At 40.6% G+C, this 20,586-nt stretch carries 14 protein-coding genes; 3 read left to right on the forward strand and 11 right to left on the reverse strand.

Annotated elements, in window-relative coordinates:
- Together MUN87_RS07930 and MUN87_RS07935 are read right to left on the reverse strand one after the other, a co-directional pair.
- Positions 1-858: an ABC transporter permease gene (locus tag MUN87_RS07930; protein WP_244747174.1), complete on the reverse strand. Its 858-nt coding sequence runs from the start codon at positions 856-858 to the stop codon at positions 1-3.
- Positions 858-1,637: an ABC transporter ATP-binding protein gene (locus tag MUN87_RS07935; protein ID WP_244747175.1), complete on the reverse strand. Its 780-nt coding sequence runs from the start codon at positions 1,635-1,637 to the stop codon at positions 858-860. Before MUN87_RS07935 ends, MUN87_RS07930 begins: the two co-directional genes overlap by 1 nt.
- A gap of 510 nt (positions 1,638-2,147) precedes the next feature.
- On the opposite strand from MUN87_RS07935, the gene MUN87_RS07940 reads away from it, so the two are divergent.
- Positions 2,148-2,888, forward strand: a complete 741-nt coding sequence (locus MUN87_RS07940) for an SDR family NAD(P)-dependent oxidoreductase (protein ID WP_244747177.1) — start codon at positions 2,148-2,150, stop codon at positions 2,886-2,888.
- A 47-nt stretch (positions 2,889-2,935) separates the two neighbouring features.
- Here the strand turns inward: MUN87_RS07940 and MUN87_RS07945 are convergent, their stop codons facing one another.
- The 9 genes from MUN87_RS07945 to MUN87_RS07985 form a co-directional block, all read right to left on the reverse strand.
- The gene (locus MUN87_RS07945; protein ID WP_244747179.1) at positions 2,936-3,526 is read right to left on the reverse strand and encodes a thioredoxin family protein; all 591 of its coding nucleotides are present in this window, start codon (positions 3,524-3,526) and stop codon (positions 2,936-2,938) included.
- 445 nt (positions 3,527-3,971) lie between these two features.
- Entirely contained in the window at positions 3,972-4,871 is a 900-nt protein-coding gene (locus MUN87_RS07950) for a nuclease-related domain-containing protein (RefSeq protein ID WP_244747180.1), read from the reverse strand.
- Positions 4,872-5,174: 303 nt separating this feature from the next.
- Positions 5,175-6,257 carry an acyltransferase family protein gene (locus tag MUN87_RS07955; RefSeq protein ID WP_244747181.1) on the reverse strand — a complete coding sequence of 361 codons (1,083 nt, stop codon included), beginning with the start codon at positions 6,255-6,257 and terminating at the stop codon, positions 5,175-5,177.
- Entirely contained in the window at positions 6,254-8,038 is a 1,785-nt protein-coding gene (locus tag MUN87_RS07960; protein WP_244747182.1) for a glycoside hydrolase family 2 protein, read from the reverse strand. Before MUN87_RS07960 ends, MUN87_RS07955 begins: the two co-directional genes overlap by 4 nt.
- Before the next feature lie 19 nt (positions 8,039-8,057).
- Complete coding sequence (locus MUN87_RS07965) at positions 8,058-8,957, reverse strand: carbohydrate ABC transporter permease (protein ID WP_244747183.1); 900 nt, start codon at positions 8,955-8,957, stop codon at positions 8,058-8,060.
- Positions 8,958-9,833, reverse strand: coding sequence for a carbohydrate ABC transporter permease (locus tag MUN87_RS07970; protein ID WP_244747184.1), 876 nt, complete (start codon positions 9,831-9,833; stop codon positions 8,958-8,960).
- A gap of 155 nt (positions 9,834-9,988) precedes the next feature.
- Complete coding sequence (locus MUN87_RS07975; protein ID WP_244747186.1) at positions 9,989-11,293, reverse strand: extracellular solute-binding protein; 1,305 nt, start codon at positions 11,291-11,293, stop codon at positions 9,989-9,991.
- 232 nt (positions 11,294-11,525) lie between these two features.
- Positions 11,526-12,449 (reverse strand): ArsR/SmtB family transcription factor, encoded by a 924-nt coding sequence (locus MUN87_RS07980; RefSeq protein WP_244747187.1) that lies wholly within the window; start codon positions 12,447-12,449, stop codon positions 11,526-11,528.
- A 565-nt stretch (positions 12,450-13,014) separates the two neighbouring features.
- Positions 13,015-17,796, reverse strand: a complete 4,782-nt coding sequence (locus MUN87_RS07985; RefSeq protein ID WP_244747188.1) for a hypothetical protein — start codon at positions 17,794-17,796, stop codon at positions 13,015-13,017.
- A gap of 435 nt (positions 17,797-18,231) precedes the next feature.
- Here MUN87_RS07985 and MUN87_RS07990 point away from each other — a divergent pair, with 435 nt between their 5' ends.
- Positions 18,232-19,620 carry an extracellular solute-binding protein gene (locus tag MUN87_RS07990; protein WP_244747189.1) on the forward strand — a complete coding sequence of 463 codons (1,389 nt, stop codon included), beginning with the start codon at positions 18,232-18,234 and terminating at the stop codon, positions 19,618-19,620.
- A gap of 75 nt (positions 19,621-19,695) precedes the next feature.
- Positions 19,696-20,574, forward strand: a complete 879-nt coding sequence (locus tag MUN87_RS07995) for a carbohydrate ABC transporter permease (RefSeq protein WP_244747190.1) — start codon at positions 19,696-19,698, stop codon at positions 20,572-20,574.
- The last annotated feature ends 12 nt before the right edge of the window (positions 20,575-20,586 follow it).

Genomic DNA, 20,586 nt, shown 5'->3' on the forward strand with positions numbered 1-20,586 from the left:
TTATTTTTCTACCTTCATTGCTGACTCATGCCAAGAACGAAGCAGTAGGTGAGAAAACAAATTGACCAATAGATAAAAACTTATCCCTAATACGGCTGCAGCAATGCCGCAAGCAAATAGATACGGTGTTTTCACCTGGACAGCAGCAACGGTAATTGAATAACCGATTCCACCTTTTCCACCGCCGATTCCGGCTATATATTCGCCAACGATCGCTCCCACGATTGATAGCGTACACGATATTTTCAAACCTGCCATAATATACGGCAAAGCTGATGGAATCCGGAGACGCCACATCCGCTGCCATTTTGAGGCATTATATAAGGTAAACAGATCGTCTAAATTTTTATCAACCGAATTCAAGCCTAATAATGTATTAGAGATAACAGGGAAAAATCCGATTAAAAAGGAAATAACAATGATCGAATTAAATCCGGCACCAAACCAGATCACGACAATCGGTGCCACGGCCACGACCGGTATCGTCTGCAACAGAATCGCATATGGGTAAATACTGCGCTCCAACACTTTTGAGCTAGCCAAGAGTACAGAAGCTAATATGCCAATCACACCTCTAACAATAAAGCCTAGCACCGACTCACCGACTGTAATTTGAATCGCCGGCCATAATAATGACCAATCTGTCACAGCTGCGTTTATAACATCTGACGGCTTTGGAAAAATATAAGGCTGTAATCCTAAAATAGCAGGGACTAGCTGCCACGCTGCAATAAAAAGGATGAATGCAATAACGGGACCAAGATAAACAGCTCTGAATGTATCCCAAAAACGGTTCTGCTTCACATTGATTTTCTTTTTGACTACTTTACTAGTCAGTTCTGTCGTTGACATCGCCATTACTTTGCCTCCTCGCGTTCTTGACGACCTTCCAGCTTCTCTGAGGCAAGGTCGACATATTCATTAAATTTAGGATTGGTTCGGATACTGGCTGGCCTTGGAAAAGGAATATCAATGTCTATTACAGATGATAATCTCCCTGGTCTAGCCGACATCACCGCAATTCTGGTAGATAGTAATACTGCTTCAAAGACATTATGTGTCACAAACAGAATCGTCATTTTTTCTTTTTGCCAGATATCAAGCAATTCCTGCTGTAAAGTTTGTCTCGTAATTTCATCAAGTGCTGCAAAAGGTTCATCCATCAGCAGCAGTTTCGGTTTTGCCGCTAATGCCCGTGCTATCGATACACGCATTTTCATTCCACCAGATAATTGACGGGGGTATGCTTTTAAATAATCTGCAAGTCCGACCATTTTCAGGACGCGAACTGCTTCTTTTTTCTGTTCTCTTTTGCTGCCTCCTCTGAGCCTCAGTGGCAATAACACGTTATCGAGGACTGTTTTCCAAGGTAATAAATTTGCGTCTTGAAAAACAAAAGCAATATCATTCGTATCTTGGATTAATTCCTTTGGAGAATGACCAAACACTTCGACCTCACCGTTTGTCGGCTCTCCTAATCCAGCAACCATTCGTAGTGCAGTAGATTTTCCGCAACCTGATGGACCTAGAAAACAAACAAACTCTCCTTCATGCACGGTTAGATCAAAATCACTTAGTGCAATGGTTTCATTGTTAAAGATTTTGTCCACTTGCTTAAACGCCACAGCCTCTTTCATGACGAACGCCTCCTTTATTGTATTAGAAAAATGGGCATGCTCTTCGCCCTTCTAGTGAGTGCCACTGTTTTTCTTACTACTGGTACACTTTATTGTTCATTCATTAACGCACCATTAAAATAAGTGAATATTCTGAATGTTTATCTGGTATGACTGGTCTTACCAGATCAGATGTCTTTATTTCTTGTACATAAAGATAACACCCTATCATAACTGCAGTCTTGCGCTAAGGAAGAAAATCTGACGTGGTTTGTTGGGCATCATTTATAACCAGTTTGCGACTGAAAATCTCTTCCCGCATATTTTGTCATTTTACGTCCATAATAAAGTGAGACTTTGATCAGTGGGGTGTTTTTGACTCCCACTGATCATTAGCGAAACTTATCAGGGGGTTAGCGGCTGTTTTCTCCTACTTAGCTTCTTTGTGATACTCATAGCTTGAAGTGGGAGGCTTACAGACGGGTAGCACCGTGATAAAAAACGGTGTAGCATACATAAGGAGGGAACATAATGGAGATCAAAGAAAAAGTAGCTGTCATCACAGGAGGAGCATCCGGCATTGGGTTTGCCACAGCCAAATTACTTGCTGAAAAAGGGGCAAAAATAGTAGTCGCTGACTATAACAAAGAAGCTGGTGAAGCAGCCAAACAGGAAATAGCGAACAGCGGTGCAGAAGCAATATTTGTGGATGCTGATGTATCTAACGAAGAGAATGTAAAAAGAATGATTGATACCGCTGTCGAACAATTTGGACAGGTCGATATTATTTTCAACAATGCTGGAATCGGTGTACAGGGAATGACCCATGAGCTCTCTTATGAGGACTATCATAAAGTCATCGCGATTAACCAGGACGGGGTGTTCTTCGGTTCCAAGTATGCCGTCCAGCAAATGCTGAAAACAGGTGGCGGCGTGATCATCAATACCGCATCTATTCTAGGCAGTGTCGGGGAACCGACTGCTTTTGCCTATAATGCGTCAAAAGGTGCCGTTAATTTGATGACCAAATCCCTTGCCCTGCAATACGCAAAGGATAATATTCGTGTTAATGCCATCGCTCCGGGATATGTGGAATCAGGCATGGTCAACAAAGAAAGCCTTGGCGATTATTATGATGGTTTAGTAGCAAAGCATCCTCTCGGCCGACTCGGACGCCCAGAAGAAATCGCCTCAGCAGTCGCCTTTGTGGTAGAAAATGATTTTGTGACAGGAACTACGATTATGGTCGATGGCGGGTATACTGCCCAGTAAAAAAGAAACTCCCCCTTACTTGGGGGAATTTCTTTTACTTATTTCTTTTACTTAGGTGAAACAAGATCACACGCTTCTGCCGGCATCCAATGCTCATCCTTGCCATCCCACTTGACATTACAGCCTAGTGGATTAGTAAGAGGCGTACTAACTTTCTGACCAGCCACATGTTCGGTAATCGCATTTTCCAGATCATTGACGGTCGCCTTTTCAGATTCACGCGGATTATCCAGACCACGTCCGGTATATACTAAGCGTCGATCTTCATCAAACACAAAAAAGTGCGGCGTGCGCAATGCGCCATATACCTTCGCGACTTGCTGGGACTCATCACGTACATATACCCAAGGAAACTGTTTTTCCTCCATCCGTTCCACCATACCCTCGAACGAATCATTTGGCTTCGTCTTCACACTATTCGCATTGATACCGATAAACTGAACACCTTGCGCAGCAAACTTCTCCGCCGTCTTGCGCGTGACTTCATCCGAGCCAACCACAAATGGACAATGATTGCACGTAAAGAAAACCACTAACATTTTCGCATTTTTAAAATCTGCTAAACTGTAAGTCTTGCCATCTGTAGCCGGCAATGAAAAATCCGGCGCCTTCTGTCCCAATTCTAACGTAAAAGCCATTACTATCTACCTCCTCCAGGTAATTCTTTATGAAAACGTTAACAGATATATGATTGTAATTCAATTTTAATGCTTTGGAGGAAACTGGGTGGCTGCTATTTGCTATTGTTTGCTTTTATTTATTAACGGTATTTATATTTTGATAGCTTTTCTTTTAAACGAGACAAATCTCCTTACACTACTATCTACTTTTGGTTCCTTTCCCGCTAAACGAGACAAATCTTCCTGCACCACTAGACACTTTTGGTTCCTTTACCGATAAACAAGACAAATCTCCTTGCACTACTAGCCACTTTTGGCTCCTTTCCTGTTAAACGAGACAAATCTCCTTGCACTACTAGCCACTTTTGGTTCCTTTCCTGTTAAACGAGACAAATCTCCTTACGCTGCTAACCACTTTTGGCTCCTTTAGATTCCAACTCACCTCTATCCTTCTTCTCCACCGCTATGTTCTTGATTCTACGTAATGGGACCCCCTTCCTGTACCCTCGATGTTAAAATGTTTTTGTAATGTGTAGCTTATTTGCTTTGTTGTAACCATATTTTCGCACCAATCTAGCAATCTGCTTCTGGTAACTGGTTCTTCGGGGTACAATGTTTTAAATTCTGTTACCATTCTCATTATCGCCGATTGAACAGTCTCCAGTTGTCCACAGTTGGCGCAGTGGCATAACTTTCCTTCTCTTGTGCAGAAGTGATGACACCATTTACACGGAATACCTTTTTTCAATTCTTGATAATGGAATTCAGGTAATTGCTGATAAGGCGGTTCTGCTAAACGGATCGTATTCAGTTTTTCTGCCAATTTATTAAATGTGGGATGGAGTTTATTCGATTCTTGAAATTGTTTGAAGTAGTAGTTCAACTGGGTAGGTAGTATAATTCGAGATGATAACGGAGCTTGGAACAAAGTACACTCGGGGTTTACAAATACAACTGCTGCTTGGATTGGAACATGCACGCGTAACTTTTCCAGCAACTGGGCAAATAACGTTTCGCATCGTTGTAGTTGTGTTAATGGATCGTCCATCAATTTTCCAGATCGGACATATAATTTGTCGTTTTCGTAATAATATTCCCCGGGAAAGTTTTTGATCTCATACAGATAGATGGTGTTTTTGCCGAATAGTAGGTGATCAATTTGGAAGAACTTTCCGTTACAGGACAGCCAGATATCACCAATCGATAGTAGCTGATCGGATAATCCGGTTACATACGATTCAAACAGCACCTCCCCTTCATATCCCCTTCGCAACTTTCGGTATTTATTTGACTCTGCCTCTGATAGACTTTTCCTGCGACTGATATATTCAAAGACTTGCAACTCCAACGGTTTCCTGCGCATCTATCATGCCTCCTTTCCGTCATCTTACCAAGAATAAAAAAAAGGTCTAATCGGTATGAGAATAGGAATTACCTTTTTCCCGATGATTAGACCTTAGAAAAATCTATTTTACTCCAGACAATGTTAGATTGTTTCGCACCTGATAGCAGCGATAATAAAATTTTCACTTTTCTCCAGATAAATGCATCCAAACTCGTCGTCAATAAGCATCCACCCTACCTCAGATGGTACGACAATCCTCTTGATATTACCATGCCATAATAGCAACCATGATATTTCATCAGCACCTGATTACGAATCGTCTTATGAGCCAACTGTCTCTCTCCTTTCTTTCTCGGGAAATACTGTCACGATCCTGACCATAAAAGTGATAATCCCCAATATTATTACAGTAAAAAAGAAGCCAGACCACGGTCCTGTTATAAATAACGGCATTGCATGATCTAATGAAAAAATAAAAATATTACTCATTAATAGATAGAATAATGTATTTTCTCCGATAATGCGCAGGAACTTAAGCCCGTTCGTCCATTCGTTCAGCCGCTTGGAGATAACAAAATAGATATAAAGAAAAAAGGTTGGCCCTGTAATCCAATAAACCGATGGAGGAAAACGGTCCGGCAATTGGAAATGATGACTAGCCAAAAAATACACAAACAAGCTAGTTCCAAGCATCGAGAATAATAAGTACTTCCACCTGAAGCCAATTGGATATTTAGCGAAATAAATCCCGATCAAATAAAACGGCATGTATAGCAGGACAGGAAAAGTCGGAAATTGATCCGTCCCTACTATGAGCCCGATAACAGAAGATTCAACCTGACTAAGATCCATCCAAGTAGCCGACAGCAGAATAACAGCAGTTGTCCATAGTAATACTGGTCTTTCCGACAGCCACACAAAGCCATGAAACAAGACCACACCAATTACGATGATCAATGCAAAAGCTACAAGAAACTCCGACCATCCCGGTATGATTTGCAACAAAACAATAGGCAGAATGGTATCAAAATTTAACGGCTGACCCTCCACATATAACTGGAAGGCCACTCCTGATAAGTAGAAAGCAACCAGCGTTTTTAAGCCTGTCATTAGCATCTTTTTATAAACACTAGCAAAAGGTTTTCGATAATAAGCAAGCTGTCCTACATAGCCAAAGCAAAAAACAAAACCGGAGAATGTAATCAGATTAAAAAATGACGTGATGATAGAAGTGGAAGGATACAAAGTTGAATCGCTGAAAAATTGCAACACATGCGCATACACCATACCTATAACTAATAGACCTTTAAAATAATCGATTGACCGATCCCTGTTTATCGGAATCACTTCCTTCCAAGAAAATAGATTGTTCCGACTTGAACGGAACAATCCAATCCCTTTCACCCATCATTAACCTCTTTAATCTTTTCAAGCGCAATTTTCGCTGTACGATCTTCCGTCAACAATCCGTTCACCTCCTGCTGCACATCTGTTATCTGGGTATAAACATATCCAGTAACATACGGCAATGCCTTAATCGCATCGGTAATATTGCGATACCGCTCTAAAAACTCCTCTTCGGTATTTACCTGATTTCCATAACCCCAGCCACTTTCATGGTTAAATGCAATGCCACCATACTCTGTAATCATAACTGGCTGACCTTTATACGAGTAGCCATCTGCAAAGGCGTATTTATGATTATTATGCGGGATCTCATTATTTAAAATCGGCTCTTTGACTTTATAACGCTCGTATAACACCTTCCCTATCTCCTCATAATCATGAAGCGCAATAATATCGGAAATTGTATGCTCCCAGCCGTCATTCACAATTACAGGACGCTCTGCATCAATTGATTTAGATAAATAATAGATCGATTCAGTAAATGTTTGTTGCTTTTTATCTTGAAAAATATTCGGCACGCCCCATGATTCATTAAATGGTACCCAGGTGATAATAGAAGGGTGATTGTAATGCTGTTGCATAATCTCCAGCCATTCTTTAGTAAAATTCTCTATTGCCTCATCTGAGAATTCATAGGTTGCTGCCATTTCTGACCAAACGAGCAACCCTTTCTTATCACATAAATAAAGGAATCGTTCGTCCTCTAGTTTCTGGTGTTTTCGAACGCCATTAAAACCCATCGCTAACGTTTTTTCAATATCCTCCAGCATCGCTTCATCAGAAGGTGGAGTCAGCATGGTGTCTTTCCAATAGCCTTGATCGAGTAACAGCTTCTGGTAAATCGGTCTGTTATTAAGCAGCACCTGACCATCTTTAATCGATACTTTGCGCATTCCGAAATAGGAGTGAACTTCATCAACCACCTCGTCATTAGCAAGCAGACGGAATGTGACATCATATAAATGAGGATGTTCTGGTGACCAGTGAGCCACTCGCCATTCCATTAGGTCCGAAAGCAAATCGACTTCAAATGTCATATTGGCACGATCCGGTGTAACAGAAAATTGCTTCACCTGTTTTCCTTCAAAGCTAACGATCGTCTCCAGTTTGCAATCAGAAAAAGCTTGGACGGAATAATCAAATACCACACTATTGGTATCAATATTAGGTGTGATTTTAACGTTGTCTATCCGCTCTGGATGGAGAAATTCTAACCAGACCGTTTGCCAAATACCGGTATTCTGTACATACCAGCAGCCAAAATTCTCATCTTTCCAGCGCTGTTTCCCTCGTGGCTGGTAACAGCTTTGGCTGTCTTCTGCTTTTACAACCAATTGATTTTCTCCAGTGAGTTGAACCGCATTCGTTATATCAAATGAGAAAGCAGCATTTCCACCGACATGATCCCCGATATACGTACCATTCACCCAAACTTTCGTCACATAATCAGAGGCCTGAAATCTTAGGATGACCCGCTTTCCCACTTCTTCTTCCGGAATCGAAAAAGTACGGTTATACCAGACATTCGGATGAAAGGTTCCTTCTCCAATGCCACTTGCTTTTGTTTCATACGTAAAAGGTACATTAATATCAGTAGCAAAGTCAGGACGCTGTGCCCATCCATTTCGCTCACCCTTATTATCATCATCAAACGCAAATTTCCAAGTTCCATTCAAATTCATCCACGCATCCCGTTTGAATTGCGGACGCGGGTATTCTGTTCGTTTGTAAGTAGTTGTTGCTGCGTTCTTTGTTTTATCGTTTGTTTTTGTCACCATGTTTTTCTCTCTCCTTTTTTTATCCTTTTATACCGGTGAAACTGATGCCTTTGACGATTTGTTTTTCAAAAATTAAGAAAGCAATGATAACCGGTATCGAAGCAATTGCATTCGCTGTCATCGGTTGTACATATGCTTGCGAATACGTAGAATTAAATACTGGCAATCCTACTGGCAACGTATACAAATTTTCGGACAGGATCGATAAGTATGGCCACAGGAAGTTATTCCAGGAACCGATAAATGTAAATATCGCAATCGCTGCCATTGCAGGTTTTGCCAAAGGTAATACAATTTTATAAAACAGTTTAAAATAGGAACAGCCATCCATAATCGCACTCTCGATTACCTCTTTGGGCACCCCATCAAAAAAGCTTTTCAGAATGATAACACCTAGCGGAGAAGCGATCATTGGCAGAATCAATCCTGCATAGCTGTCGATCATATTAAAACTTTTCACAATTTCATAAAGTGGAATAATCGTTGCTTCGCCAGGAATCATTAATCCTAACAAAAAGAATACGAAAATAAAGTTTTTATAACGGAATTTCATCTGCGAAATAGCAAATGCTGCTAATGATGTGATGATAAGTGTTAAAACAGTTGTGATCAAAGCTACGATTAAACTATTAAACAACCAGCGTAAGATCAGACTGTTCATTAAAATATCAATATAATTCGCTAGTGTAAATGGCGGTGTGAACCATTCAATTGGATTGGTTGTCGAAAAGCCATTAGGTTTAATGGAGACAAACAGCATCCAAATGATCGGAAAAATAAAAAGAATGGCTACCATCACACCAATCGATACCTTTACCCTTCTCCAAGGGTCACGATTGCGCTCTAAAAGTCCCGCTCTTCTTTTTTTCGAAGATGCTTCTTTCAAAACATCTGCGCCTTGTAAATTTGAATCGCTCATTTAGCTCTCCCCCGATCTTTGATTCCGAAGCTGAATGATAGAAAGTATGAGTAAAATGAAGAATAACGCATACGACATCGTTGCCGCATATCCTAAGTTATTCTGGGTAAATCCGACTTCATAAATATACTGGATCAGCGGCCTGGTAGCACCACCTGGTCCCCCGCCGGTAATTAATAGAATTTGTGCGAAAACTTTATAGGAACCGAGTATTTGCAATAACAATACAACTCTTCCAATTGGCATAAGCTGAGGTAACGTAATATAGCGGAATTGTTCCCAGCGAGTCGCTCCATCAATTTCACTAGCTTCATATAATGATTCAGGAATATCCTGCAGACCAGCAAGAAACAGCACCATATTAAAACCGACTGTCCACCATAGCGTAACCACGACAATACTAACCCACGCTAATGTCTTGTCTGCCATCCAGAAAGGTTCTGCTTCTATTCCTATCGTGTGAAGAATCGTATTAATCAAGCCGCTGTATGGCTGCAGCATGAAAATAGCTAAAAAAGAAATAACCGCTACAGATAATATGCTTGGCAGAAAGAATGAACCTCGAAAAAAGGTTTGTAATTTGGTATTCATATTAGCTAATAAAGCTAGACCTAACGCCAGTAATACCATTGTCGGTGTAGTTAAGATGACGAACAGCGTTGTATTCCAAAGCGTCCGCCAAAAGTGGGGATCAACGAACATGTCCTTATAATTAGCGAATCCAACAAAATCCAGCTTTCGAACTAACGTCCAATCATACAAGCTCATTTCCAATCCTTTAAATATTGGCAAAATCGTGAAAATGACATAAGCAACAAAGAATGGTAACAGAAAAGGAATCGCTTTAAAATCATGCGCCCATAACTTCTTATTCATTTAAAAAGCTCCTTTCTTAGAAAAATGCAGCTTTCGCCTCATCTGTTTCTAATTATTGGTCCACCATGCTCTCTTCATTTGCAAAAAAAGATGAGCAGATGTTCCGGAGAGGAGTAATCCGTTACTCTCTCTCCGAAACACCTTTTTAGTGAAAGTTATTCTCCAATTAAATCCTTCACTTCAGTCTCCATCGCTGCAAAGGCCTCTTCTGGCGTTGCTTCTCCAGACCAGATAGTGTCTAAATGCCGAATCACAATCTCTTCTAATCCACGTGCATAAATATTTCGGTCGACAAAATTTACATAGCTCGCAACTTCTGCATATTCACTACGATATGGCAGTTCTTGAAACTCTTCTGATTCTACAACGGTAGTTTTCGAAGGGATATGCCCTGCCTGCGCCCACATTGCACCATGGTCAGCAGCGAAATTCATAAATTCCACAGCACCTTTTTGAGCCGCTTCATCTGCTTTTTGATAGTAAGGAAGAACGAAGGTATGAGAACTTCCCCAGGCAGCATCTTCTCCAAAGATCGTCGGAATTGGCATTGGTGTGAATTCAAGTCCATCCGTAGACTCCCACGTTCCAGTCGCCCAAACACCCGTATTCATCGTTGCCGCATTCTCCGATTGAAACTCTGAATAGAAATCACTGATATTCAATGGAATGATTTCATTATCGTGATATAAGCTATTGACAAAAAAAGCTGCCTTAACCGCATTATCCACATCCAGATCATACTTAGGATTTTCCAGACTATCTTCCGTCAGAATCCCTCTTCCACCCATCTGACTGTAAAAAGTCCACCACGTCCAATATGGATCTGAACCTGAAGAGGAAAAAGCGAACGGTATTTTATCCTCTGGTAAGGTATCTCTCAATGTTTGATAGAATTCTACATATCCTTCTGGTGTCTTTTCCATTTTTAGCGTACCATCTTCATTTAGCAAGCCTGCTTCCGCAACCAGCTTATTGTTGATGTACATAATTTGCGCATGTGTATCCATTGGCACAGCATAGTGTTTGTCTTCATAAATCGTCGCGTCTAAAATATTTTGATTAAATTCATCCCATTTGACGCCAACTTCTTCACCAATCGAGTCCAGATCTTGCACTAAACCTTGGCTAACTAACTCTGGCAACACATGGGTATGCGCTATTGCAAGGTCAGGACCTTTTCCAGCCCCAATACTAGTTAGTAATTTTGTATAATACTCCGCATTTTCTTGCATGATATTGTTCACAAAGTATTCCGATTGACTCTCATTAAATGCATCCACAATATTTTGCATATATTCCGCGTCGCCACCAGCAAAAAGATTCCACATCACCACTTCTGTAGCACCTTCTGGAATGTCGACATCTGACTCTCCACCACTGCTTTCTGACCCACCTGAACAAGCCATTAATACAAGAGATAATAAAACCAATCCTATGAATCCACTAAGCCATTTCTTCACTATTGATTCCTCCCTTTTGTTTTTATTACAAAAAACATGTATTAATCTTTGTTTATTGTAATTATATTAAAAGAATACGCTTACATAATTCTTTTGTCAAGCTGATTTTGTGTTATTTCTATTTTGTTACAATTTTCCTGTTTATTAATGTTTTTTTGACATAAAAAAGAAGTGAATCGCTTCTCTAAAGCAACTCACTCCTTTTATAACAACAGTTTAATTATACATAAAATTAAGAGAAATCAATTTTCAATTTAATATCCTGCGGGTGATCACCGAATTCTTTACCAAAGATATTGATGCCACCTTTGTGAATAGCATCATCTTTAATTCCAATTTTTAATGATAAGTAATTTGCACTCATTATGCCAAGATCGTCTACCGTAACATCTGAAAGATAAAAGTCATCTATTGTTGCTTTTTCTTCTGTCAGCTTCCACGTTTTTAGTGTGCCGTATTGGGTTCCCGTCAATTCTGCCCAATACGATGGGTTTAATTTCCCGGGACGATCACCAAAATCACCAGGACTAGTCCAGGTGCCTATATCCACATTATTCAGCCACACCGTAATATCAGACGGCCAGTTGTGATCGTGGTTAGGTGCTTCCGAACATATTTCAAGCGAGAATTGCACCTTTTCTATTTTTGCATGTTTAGGTAAAACTAAAGGAAATCTATATTCAAAATAACCTTTCCTGGTCCAAATTAATTGAGCTTGCGAATGTTCAGGTCGGTAAAAATGTACCGGTTCGTCTTCAGGTATTAAAAAACCATCATGATTTACCATTCCACACGTTGGTGCTACTTCAAAATCAACATATTGACCAATGGGCATTTCAAACTCAAATGACTTATAGTCCTCCGTAAACTCTTTCTGTTCATTCAATGAAATGTGAATGTCATCGTAGTGGCGGGTACAGACCTTCATCGCGCCTCTGCTAGCAGGTCTTAACTCGGTCTGGATTAACCCAGACTCTTCCAATACTTTCACATGAGAAGCAGCCGTAGATACAGGTATAGCCAGATTATCGGCAATTTGATGAATGTTTCGGTTACCTTTATTTAATAAGCTAATAATCTTCAGTCGAACTTCTGATGACAATGCATGCGCCACTTTACGCAATCCATGCTCGTCAGACAAAGATAATTCCAACATTGTGAACATCCCCTATTTTATTAATTTAATCAATATATTTATTAAATAACCTTATATGTACATATTATCTGTAATTATACAAAAAATCAAATTATTTTTTCGGATTCTCGCTTGTTTTTTTGTAATAAAGAGAGACTTCAATCAGTGGGGGGTTAGCATTGTGCTCGATTTGATATATTATATGTGCTGAGACAACTTCTATCAGGCACTTTCATTCAGAGGAGTCTATGTGGCGACCCGCACTATGGTACATATTCATTAAGGAGACAAAACTAGCCGGGAAACACCATCATTTGGCTTCTTTCTTCCTAAACGATACAAATCTATGGTCACTCCTTCTCACTTTTGGCTCCTTTCTCGATAAACGATACATATCTCTGCCTATGGGCGCCCGTGTGAACTTGGCTGTTCCTGTTAGCAAACGGGGCGAAAACTTAAAATACTGTACATTCTTACCTCATAAGAAAAAGCAGAATGGTAACTTGTCCATCTGCTTTTTCTTCATTTATCTTTATACCCCTAATGAAGCTGCTCTGATTCTTAGAAAGTGGAGTCAGACGTATTTTTATTTTGCTTCCAATACAGTCAGCCCCAACAATCCAGTTAAAACTTCATTACTAAGTGTCTCCATCTCTATGCTCTCCACTTCCATTGATGCTCCTAGGTCAACACTTAAAATATTGCCATGAGCACCATCACCAAGATCTTGGATAAACCCGCTTTGTGCATAGGAACTGGAAGTATTCTCATTTAACCAGTCATCCATATTTTCAGGGTTTACTAGAGGAACGGTTCTTTCTTCTCCATTACTCAAGTTTATTGTAATCGTTGCATTCTCTATCCTGCTTTGCATGTGGTTGGTTGCGACAGTTAAAAAGAAATACAATTTATTACCTGTCACATTTACCGGGATCTCAACCTGGTCAGGGAAATTATCATATCGTGATGTAAATACCGAATTTTGCTCTTTTGCAGAAATCGCAAATGGAATCCCCATATCTGATTCAAAGTCATCATTCAGACCTTCAAGCCTCGTCAATTCTGGTTTCACTTTATCCTGTCCATCCCGGTATTGCCACCAGTTCAGTCCGTACTCGGTTATAGTGCTAGGTATATTATCCCAGTAAAATAAATCAGGCTGAGGTGTATACGTATTTTGATGTAGATCGGCTAAATCCTGATTGACATAAGGACTCAAATCAATCTTGTGGGTGTTGTACGAGTTCTCATATGCACCGGAAAATTGTTGGTCTAATTCCCAGCTGGTAATCGTTGTATCAAGCTTGTTACCATCTTTACCTTTTACATCTAGCGTTAACAGATTCTCACCTGGTGTCAGCATTGAAAGATCTTTTATTTCAAACTTTATAGGAGCCGATTTATTGTTCGCTTTGACATGGGTATGCAAATCATAGCGAGTTCCGGCAATAGAAGCTGTTCCTTTTATATTCCTGTTTTTACCGCCGTTATTCTCGATAGCAAACTGTGCATACGCTTTACCATCTTTTAGCACTAAATCTTTATCTACGATTTCGATTGACTGCTTTAAAGTGACGTCAACTGGCAGCCACATTTCACTATCACCAGATTCAACTAAAACAAAGAAGGTATGTGCTCCTTGTTTATCTTTCAGCTGAACAGATGCCTTCGATTTCTTAATCTCCGTTTTATCCATATCCAACATTCCTTGAGGATCATGCAGACGAACGATGTCACCATTCGTAACGGAGAATGCATATGATTCGTTGACAGCACCTGAAGAAGCTGCCATTATTTCTGGCATATTCTTTGATTTTCCTTTGTGATAAACTACTTGAATTGTTGCCTGATCGCTTTTAGGCGTATTTATTTCGAGCCATGTGTGACCTATTCCTGGTTTTAAACGGTAATCTGCTTTTTTGCCGTTTACCTTAACAGATTTGATTTTCGTACTTCTCGCAACCAGCTTTAACTGATATTCCAAATCTTTCTCGCTGGTAATTGTAACTGTTTCCTGATGAGGTGACATGCTATAGTCATATGCCAGATAATCTGTTTCAATCGATGCCTGTTTCCAATCACGAGGAAAAGATGGCTGAATGGTCGCCTGTTGGTTAGGAGCATCCATTTTAATACCAAACAATCCTTCTACAGCAGTCCTTACATACATCGAAGTGACATCTGTGAAATCGACATGACCTGATTGTGAACCATCTTCACTTTGAATATAGGAAAGAACTCCTGGTCCAGGTCCTGTGAATAAATTAGCATCAATGCCTGCTTGTAATTGGCTTGCCTGTTCCACCTGACCAAGACGATAGTAAGTAAGCATCAGATTGGCAGATTCCGCTGTATACATCCCTCTGCTTGAATACACATTTGGTAACCAATTGGATGTCCATGGTACTCGCCCGTCACGTGGCAGACTGTCTGTTACATTTTCCAACTCTGTTTCCGTAAAACGAAGCATTTGGTAGCTTTGAAAAGCATCTGTGAATCCTAAATCGATCGGTGTGTAAATACTGGATAAATCAGGAGATTGATGGACTCGTTGCATCCCATACACATCCTTGTACTCTCCAAAAACCCCTTTATCAGCTACCCACAATTTGTTCTTCATTGCTTGCTCAATTTTTTCTGCACGTTGTTCAAAAGTGGTCGAATCTCTGTCTAAACGCTTGGCGATTTCCGCCATTTCCTTATTGGCACGCCACGTATATACACTGGCAATTGTTGCACCACCACCATTATTCCATTTATTATCTGTATTCCACGCGTTCAAATGACTCTCATACAATCCTTCATCGGCTGATTCCATATATTCATCCATCCAGTTTAAATGATTGGCTATAAAATCAAAGCCGCCACCAGCCATCATCTCCAGATCTCCTGTCCATTCCCAATTGTATAGCATCATATCCACTAATACTTCGCCCATATTGTAATGAGAATCGCCATTAAGTTTCGATGGAATCCTGCCATTGGATGACTGTTTATCAAAATAGGCCTTTGCATGTTCTGCAGCACGATCCTCCCAGCCAGCTGCAGTTACACCATAAGTGGAACGCCATCCAGGCAATGGCACAAACCAGTTAATCGGGCCATGATGAAAGGTCGGGTCGCTCCAAGAAGCATCTAATGCCAGACTTGCTGCTGGAAGAGCTGCATTCAAATATGGATTTGGTGTATCGACTTTAACGGACTCGGACAAATCCTTATAATAATTTACACTCTTGGCAAACACTTTTGCTGGCTCAGACAGATATTCCGTCATTTCAGCCGAAGCTAAATCACCCGTTGTTAGATTAAAATAGACGTCATTCTCATAATTTCCCGCTGTCGTACCTGCTGCCATCGGTTGTGATGCCGCTTCCTTTGCAAGGAACGATTCCGGACCATCGCTAAACCCGCTGGCATCCACCCGTTTAAGCTGAAGGGGAATATTGGAAGTCCCGTAAAGTGATGGACCACCACCTTCTATAGCAAAGTGATTCTGCTCTATTCTCACATCGGTTCCAGCTGCATCGGAAGGGGTGAATTTCATCGATTCGTAATTCTGCGAACCATAACTTCCGTAATCACGACCACCCGAAGCAATAACAAGATCATCTGTGTAGGCATCAGGTAAGGTGACTTTCACTAATAGCCCTTCAAAATCATCCGGACGAACGTAGGTTAACAAGATCGTTCCCTCTACGGAAGGGTCGCGCAACTCATATTCCTGATGACCAGAAACATATCGGGAAGTGATCGATTCAAAGTCTCCAAACCACTTTCCATTTTTTAAACCAAAAAAGACATGACCTAACTTTTCTTGATCACTATTCCCTCTGTTTCGGAAGATCAGACTGTCGGGTTTATCACCAACTAATGCAATAATTCGCGGAGAGTTGTGCTGGCCGTACAACGGACGATTGTAGGATTCTCCACCGTTCTCGACAGCAAAACCACCTTCAACCGGCAAATATTTATACGTTTTTTTATTAATTGATATATTTTGTTGTGCGGAAACTTCTTTGTTTTCCTTTGAAGTTGCCTTTAGCGTAATCATCTGCTCTGAGGCAGAACTTGAAATGCCAAGCTCTCCATCCCGGCTGATCGTTACCCCTTTGCCTGAATCATTTACTATCTCCCAATTGGTTGAAGCATTTGACATTATACTCCCATATTGATCCATAACATTTGTTTGATAGGAAAAAGTCTCCGTACCCTGTTCCGGTTTTGCTATTCCTTTTTGACCAATTATCGTTATCTCGGATGCTTGTGGACGATAAATGGTAATCTCTTTCTCTAAGAATACCTCTTGATTGGATTGTGCCATCGCTTTTAGCGTAATTGTCTGTGGGGACTCTGGCGAATGATCGGCCGTAAGAATCCCTTCATCCTTGATACCAAGCCAATCAGGCGCATCATCCGCTAATTCCCACACCACTTCTTCTTCAGGAAGTGGAAATTCATACTGATCCACTACATCTGCCATAAATGGTTGTTCCACATCTTCATCTTTAGGTACACTTATCCTATCTGGTCCATCAATATTAATGGAATCCGGAACCAGCTTCGTGCTCGCGGAGGGGCCATCTGTCGACCAGTTACCTGAAGCGTCACCAGCTTCTACCCGTAACGTCACATCTGTTAAATCGTCATTAGGACGCTCTAAAGTATAAGAAGTTACACCATGTATTGTTTGAGTCGCTTCTGCATCGATTTCCGCTAGCAACGCATCATTGCTATAAATCTTGTAATGACTAACCGCTACATTATCTTCCGGTGTCGTCCAATGCATATCCACGCTATTTGCCGTAATACCGGACAGACGCAGTTCGCTTTCTTCCGGCCAGACAGGAGCAATTGATTCGTCCGCAGAGAAAATCTCGACACCGTTCACTCGGCCATCTTCACCGAACACAATATTTAATTGATCATCGGTAACCGCTGTCTGATAGATTGGTCTCGCATATTGATCTGTGACAGACTGCATTCGCTCCTGTTGCTCACCTTCGATCGTGACATCTGTTTTATTGGCAGCAATATGATCACCAGATATCACCTTGACAAAATAATCACCATTTGCAAGGTCGACTTTCATCGTATACTCTCCGCCATTGGTAAAATCTCTGCGTATATCATCGGGTGCACCCCTGTCTCTGCAATCCGTCTCTTTATCCAATCCATAGCCTTTTGACTGATTATAGATCGTCTTATTGGAAATCTGAAGATATCCTTCGGCAGTTGGACTCGATTCACAACCAAAGTCAAATTTCTGTGGAGTTGATACACTAGTCACTGCTATTATTTCTTTTTGACTAATCAAAATCATAAAGAGACTGACCAGGAAAACGATTGACTTTATAAGGTTATTGGACATTTTGTCACCTCCTCGAATAATATTGAAATCGATTTCAAACATGGGGATAAAAAAAGAAACCCCTGTTATTTATTGGATTCCTTCATGATGTCATGATTCAGTTTACATACACATTTACCTAACATTCAATATTAGGTCTAAAGACTTATTATCATTCACCTCCGAGTTACTTAACGTAATATTTATAACTAAAAACGTATCATATAAAATGGCGGTTGTCTATGAACGGTTTTGTCGATATTTGCTTAATAGAATGAGATATCAAGTCTCTTTCAGGTCATCTTGATCCTTCCCCACAAAATTAAACATATTGTCATATCTTTTACTCTAAATAAATATACTCTTTATATCAATATCGCAAGGAGTGTGATATACACATATTCATTGTAAGCGTTTGCTTTCGTTTTTATTAACCTATAAAGGGGAGTTAACAAAATGAAAAAATCGATACTATCTGGTTTTTGCATGCTATTTCTCATCTTCCTATCGGCCTGTTCCAATAATGAACCTTCTTCTGCAGACTCAACCAATGAGAATGACTCTAAAACAACGGAAAAAAATGAAATCAGCATCACTTTTCGCACTGGTGGCGGAACCAATCAAGGGTTAGTTAACTGGTTGAACGACACGGTTATACCTAAATTTAACGAAGAACACCCGAATGTCACCGTAAACCTAGTTCCATTAGAAGTTAGTGAAGGCGATTATTTTGCTAAGGTTTCGCTACTTCTTCAATCGGAGGATTCCGCTCCAGATATTGTGACAGAAGATACATTTATGGTGAATTCTGATGCAAGTGCTGGATACCTCGAACCGCTCGATGACCGGATTGAAGCATGGGATGGTTGGGGTGAGATTACCGATACCGTAAAAAAAGGGGTAACAGCTGAAGATGGAAGCATCTACGGTGTTCCATACAACACGGACACAAGAGGACTTTGGTATAACAAAGAGTTGCTGAAAGAAGCAGGTATCACCATTCCATGGAAGCCAAAGAATTGGGAAGATATTCTAAATGCGGCAACCGCAGTGAAAGAGACATTTGGAAATGAAGTTGTTCCTTTATGGATGAACTCAGGTAAAGCTACAGGAGAAGCTACCTCCATGCAAACATTTGAAATGCTTTTATATGGAACAGATGACCCGCTATATGATTTCGATGAAGAAAAATGGATCGTCAAAAGCGATGGCTTATTAAGCGCCTTTCAATTTATCGACAACGTCTATCAAAATGAATTAGGTCCCAATCTATCACAAGTATTAAATGGCCAAGGCAGCTCGATTGCTTATCAAGAGTTAATGCCGAATAACCAACTGGCTATTGGCTTGGATGGCATGTGGCAAACCGGTAATTGGCATGAAAACGGACCAGCACTTTGGGCAGAATTTGAAGAGACATTAGGCTACGCTGCAATGCCAACTGAAAACGGTCAAGAACCTGGATCTACCTCGATGTCCGGCGGCTGGGCATTATCCATTCCGGCGAAATCAGATAACAAGGATATGGCATGGGAGTTTATCAAAATGGCATCCACTCCAGAAATGAACCTTGATTTACAATTAAATGATCGAAACATCACTCCATTTCAATCCGCCAGTGAAGATCCAGCATATCAAGAACTTCCATTTTTTGAAGAAGCAACATCATTCGTAGAAACAACTAACTTCCGTCCAGCTGTCGATAAATACCCGAATGTCTCCACCGTTATTCAGACTCTTGTGGAGCAGGTGGTAACAGATGCGATCACACCAGAACAAGCTGTCGAACAATATCAAAAACAAGTAACCGACATTGTTGGTGGAGATAAAACGATCGAAAGATAACCATCAACGTGAGCTGATCTGCCTCATCTGTTACGAGAGGCAGATCAGCAATGATTAGAATAGTGAGGTGATCACATGAATAGTAGTTCTAAAACACTTACCATCCGGTCGATTTTCTTTCTACTACCTTCTTGGTTACTATTATTAATCTTTTTTATAGGACCAATCCTTTTAACATTCTATTTTTCTTTCACCAACCTAGCTCTTACTGGCGCACAGGCACAACAGATGCAATTTGTCGGTTTTGACAACTTTGTTATGATGTTTCAGGATGCTAACTTTCGAATCAGTGTGGTAAAAACAATTCTCTTCCTGTTGCTGTCTGCTATCATTGGTCAGCAGCTATTAGGGTTTTTACTAGCTTTTTTGATGAAAGAAAAGAACACAACCTTCCGAAGAATTATTGGCATTATCATAATTGCCGGCTGGGTGACCCCTGAAATCGTCGTGGCATTCTGCTGGGTAGCCTTCCTGAATGATAACGGCACCTTAAACGCCATCATACAGGCACTAGGAATGAATGGAGTGACATGGCTTTATACATTTCCGCTGATTAGCGTCTGCATCGCCAATATCTGGCATGGGACTGCATTTTCTATGCTCGTCTTTCAAGCTTCCTTGGACGATGTACCAAAAAGCATCGAAGAAGCAGCAAAGATTGACGGCGCATCGAAATTACAAATTTTGTTCCGTCTAATTATACCGATTGTAAAAGGATCGATTGTAACGAACATGATCCTTGTTACTCTACAGACGTTAGGTGTATTCACCCTAATCTATGCCATGACAGGTGGTGGTCCTGGCACTGCAACACAAACCTTACCAATCTTTATGTATAACCAAGCATTTGTTAATTATCAACTTGGTTACGGAACAGCTATCTCACTTGTTCTCCTACTGATCGGGGTTGTAGCTAGTCTTTTCTATATTCGTTCCATGAAAGTGCAATTGTAGAAAGGAGGTCCA

This window comes from Gracilibacillus salinarum (assembly GCF_022919575.1).
In the GTDB taxonomy this organism is placed as follows: Bacteria; Bacillota; Bacilli; order Bacillales; family Amphibacillaceae; genus Gracilibacillus; species Gracilibacillus salinarum.